The sequence below is a fragment of the Bradyrhizobium sp. genome, assembly GCF_049581145.1.
Classification (GTDB): Bacteria; Pseudomonadota; Alphaproteobacteria; order Rhizobiales; family Xanthobacteraceae; genus Bradyrhizobium.
The window spans coordinates 1-4,218 of record NZ_JBAURI010000996.1 but is presented as its reverse complement, the minus strand read 5'-3'; the positions used below and the strand labels follow the sequence as shown (position 1 = coordinate 4,218).

Sequence of the window (4,218 nt, the reverse complement as noted above, 5' to 3'; positions counted from 1 at the left end):
CTCGCTCGCACCCGCGACCGTCGCCTCCAGCAGCGAAGCGCCGGTCTCGCGCATGCGGTTGAGGTTTGCCACCATGATGATACCGTTCTGCACCGCGACGCCAAACAGCGCGATGAACCCGACTGCGGTCGCGACATTCAGCGTCTCGCCCCTGAGATAGAGCGCAAGCAACCCGCCGAAGGCGGCCAGCGGCACGATGCCGAGGATCAGCAAGGCCTGGCGCAGCTTTCCGAACTCGGTGAACAACAACAGCGTCATCAGGGCGAGCACCAGGCCGAGAATCAGGGTCAGCCGCGCCTGCGCGCGCTGCTCATTCTCATACTGCCCGCCATATTCGAGGTGATACTTGCTCTGGTCGAATTGCACCGATTGCGCAATCCTGGCCTTGACCTCGTTCAGGTAGGACACCATGTCGCGCCCGGCCAGATCGACCCGAACCGTCAGATTGCGGTGATTGTTCTCGCGCGTGATTGCGCTCTCGCCGTTCTGCTGCCTGATGGTTGCGACCTGGGACAGCGGAACCTGGGCGCCGCTGGAGCTGGTCAGCGGCAGACTGCCGAGCGATTCCGGGTCGCTGCGCGAGCTCAGCGGGAAACGCAAAGTCAGATTGTAGACGCGATCGCCGACGAACACCCGCGTGATGGCGCCGCCGCCAATGCCGTTCTGGATCAGATTGGTGATGTCGGAGACATTGATGCCATAGCGGGCAGCGGCGGCGCGGTCGGTCTGGATCGAGATCTGCGGCAGCGGAGGTTCCTGAAAGATCGAGGCCTGCGCGGTACCCCTGATCTTACGCAAGACATCGACCGTCTCGCCGGCGATACGGCGATCCTCCGCGAGGTCATCGCCCATGACCCGGATCACCAGCGATGAGTGCGCGCCGCCGATCAGGTCGTACACCATGTCGCTGATCGGCTGGTTGATCCCGGTGTCGATCCCGGGCAGTTGGCGCAGGCGCGCATTCAGCTTGCGCACGAAGTCCGCCTTGGTCTCGCCCTTGGGCCAGGTGTCGTAGGGCTTAAGCCCCACCGGCGCCTCGATGTGCGACGGCGTCCACGCATCGACCGCTTCGTCCTCGCGGCCGAGCTGGGTGACGATATAGGAAACCTCCGGAAATTCCCGGACGGTTCGCCGCAGTTCGCTTGCCATCTCGCTTGCGGCATCGAGCGACAGGCCGCTCGGCAGTTGGACCTGAAGCCAGAGCGCGCCTTCATCCAGATCCGGCAGGTAATCGCGGCCGACCGTGGTGCCGAGCAGCGCCACGCCGACCAGGGCAATGCCGGCGGCCACGAACGACAGCACGGGCTCGCCGAGCAGTTTCGCCAGCGTCGTGCGATAGCCGCGCCCCAGCCATTCCAGAGGCTTGTTGTGGAAGACAGGACGCGGCTTGCGGAACGCGAGATAGGCAAGGCCCGGGACCAGTGCGAGCGCGCATACCAGCGCCCCGAACAACGCGAAAACCACGGTGAACGCCATCGGCGTGAACAGCTGGGCCTCGCCCCGCTGCAGGGTGAACAGCGGCAGATAGGCGGCGATGATGACCAGGGTGGCAAAGAAGATCGGCCTTGCCACCTGGCTGGTTGCCGACCTGACGTCCTCCTCGGTCAATTCCTCGGTGGGCTTCGCCTCGCGCCGCCGCAGGATGTTTTCGGTCACCACGATCGCGCCGTCGACGATGATGCCAAAATCCAGCGCGCCGAGCGAGAGCATGCTGGCCGACATTTTCGCGGCGTTCATCAGCACGAAGATCGAGACCATGGCCAGCGGGATCGTCACGGCGACGACGAGCGCGCTGCGCGCGCTGCCGAAAAACAGCATCAGGACGATGCAGACCAGGGCGACGCCCTCGATCATGGTGCGGCCGACCTTGCTGACGGTTGCCGCGACGAGATCGCTGCGATCGATATAGGGCACGATGTGAACGTCCTGCGGCCCGAGCTGCCGGCGCAGCTCGTCGACCTTGGCATGAATTCCATCGAGCACGCGCGAGGCGTTCTCGTATTTGAGGAGATCGACGATCCCCTCGATCGTATCCGGATTGTCGTTCTTGCCGAGGATCCCTTCGGGCTCCTGATGGCTGTAGCTCAGGCTGCCGAGATCGCGGACCAGGATCGGCATGGTGTTGCGTTGGGTCACCACGATATTGCCGAGGTCATCGAGGGTGCGCACCAGCCCGACGCCACGGACGACAAAACTCTGATCGCCGCGGGACACCCGTCCGCCGCCGGCATTGGCGTTGTTGTTGTTGATTGCATTGATGACGTCGTTGATGCCGACGCCGAACCGCAGCAGCTCGGTGGGGTTGAGATCGAGCCGGAACTCCCGCGTGAAGCCTCCGAAATTGTCGACCGTGGCAACGCCCGGCACCTGTTCCAGAGCCGGAATGACGATCCAGCGCTGAATTTCCGACAGCTCCATCAGGTTTTTGGTGTCGGATTCCAGCGTGTAGCGGTAGATCTCGCCCTCCGCGGAGGTGACCGCGTCGAGCCCGGGCTGGGCGCCCGCCGGCAGCGTGACGCCACCGATGATATCGTTGACGCGCTGGCGCTCCCAGTAATCCTCGGCGCCGTCACGAAACAGCAGATTGATCTGAGACAGCGCGAACGTGCTGATCGAGCGCATGCTGGTCAGGCCGGGCGTGAGATTGAGCGCGCGCTCCAGGGGGATCGTGATCTGCTGCTCGATTTCCTCGGCCGCCAGGCCCGGGACCTGGGTGGTGACCTGCGCGGCGACCGGGCCGAGCAGCGGATAGGCGTCGATCGCGAGCTGGGACCAGGCATAGACGCCGTAAACGCAGGCAAAAACCGCGACCAGCATTGCGACAGAACGCTTCCTGAAGCAGAGCGCGACGATCCGGTCAATCATTGAGCCGGACCCCTCCCCTGACGACGACACGATCGCCGTCATTCAGACCGCTCTTGATGACCGCGTCCTGTCCCTCCTGATGGCTGATCTCGACGTTCCGGCGTTCAAAGGCCCACGGCGCGACCTCGATGAAGACGCTCGTGCTGTCGTTGTTCATCACCAGCGCCGATGTCGGCACCATGATTTCCGAGATCATCGGCGCCGCGAAGCTCGCATTGGCAAACATGTTGGGCTTGAATTTCCCGTCCGGATTGTCGAAGGCGATGCGGACCTTGGTGCGCCTGGTGTCGGGTTCCAGCACGTCGCTGACGAACAGCACCCTTCCGCTGAAGGTCTCGCCGGGATAGGCCGGAAACGCGACGTCGACCGACTGTCCCGCAAACACGAATGAGGTGTCCTTCTCGGGAACGTTCGCGGTGACCCAGATCGTGTCGAGGTTTGCGATCGTCATGATCGCCGCGGTCGGATCGTTGAGAAAGTCTCCGGGCGCGACTTCCAGATCGGTCACGCTTCCGGCGATGGGCGCTTTCAAGGACAGCAGTCGGGACTTTTCCAGTTGATCGGCCGATACGCCGAGCGAGCGCAGGCGGGTTTCGGCGCGATCGAGCTCGAACTGCGCCTGGGAATAGTCGCTTTGCGCCTGCTCGCGGTCCTTGACCGCGGCACCGCCGCCTTTTTCCAGGATGAATTGCCGGTCGAAGATCTGCTTGGTGAGCGCAACCTGGGTCCGCGCCTTCTGGTCGTCGGAATAGGCCTGCGCGAGATCGCCGGAGTCGATGACCGCAAGCTCCTGTCCCTGCGCGACACGCTCGCCCAGTTGAACCTTGAGGCTGACGACGCGGCCGGCCAGCGGCGGCAGAACCTTGACGGTGCGTCCGGGGTCGGCCTCGACGACTGCGGGGAGCACCAGCCGATGCGAAACCTGCCGCGACACCGCGTTTGCCATGACAAGGTTCGAACGCAACGGCGAAGCGGGAGGCACGACAAGGCGGTTGCCGGTCCGGGAGAACGCGGGCGATGGTGCCGGTTCGCTGGCTTGGGAGACATCGGAAACGCCGCGCGACGGTGACAGGAGGTGGTCGCCGGCGACACCCAGGCACAGCCCGAGCACGATCAAGATCAGGCCGCCACCAATGCCATCAGGCTTGCTATTGCCGGTCGCGCTCTCATTCGGTTCGGATTGCATGTCGAGTTTGATAAAGGTCCAAAGGCATCGCATCAAGCGCGCCGCAGTTCGTAGCGTTAACAACGGCGGGATCGACACGCGGTAATCGGAATTTCCCGGAAGATTTAGAAGGATTCTACATGCGAGTCCGGTCGATGGCTCGCATGAACTGACGGCCGAGTCGGATC

General features: G+C 63.7%; 2 protein-coding genes. Both read right to left on the bottom strand.

Features of this window, described 5'->3' with window-relative positions:
- Positions 1-2,865, bottom strand: a 2,865-nt coding sequence (locus tag WCB02_RS32315) for an efflux RND transporter permease subunit (RefSeq protein WP_423964670.1), incomplete at its 3' end; no start/stop codon positions are given.
- Complete coding sequence (locus tag WCB02_RS32310) at positions 2,858-4,051, bottom strand: efflux RND transporter periplasmic adaptor subunit (protein ID WP_423964667.1); 1,194 nt, start codon at positions 4,049-4,051, stop codon at positions 2,858-2,860. The genes WCB02_RS32315 and WCB02_RS32310, both read right to left, overlap by 8 nt.
- Positions 4,052-4,218 lie beyond the last annotated feature (167 nt).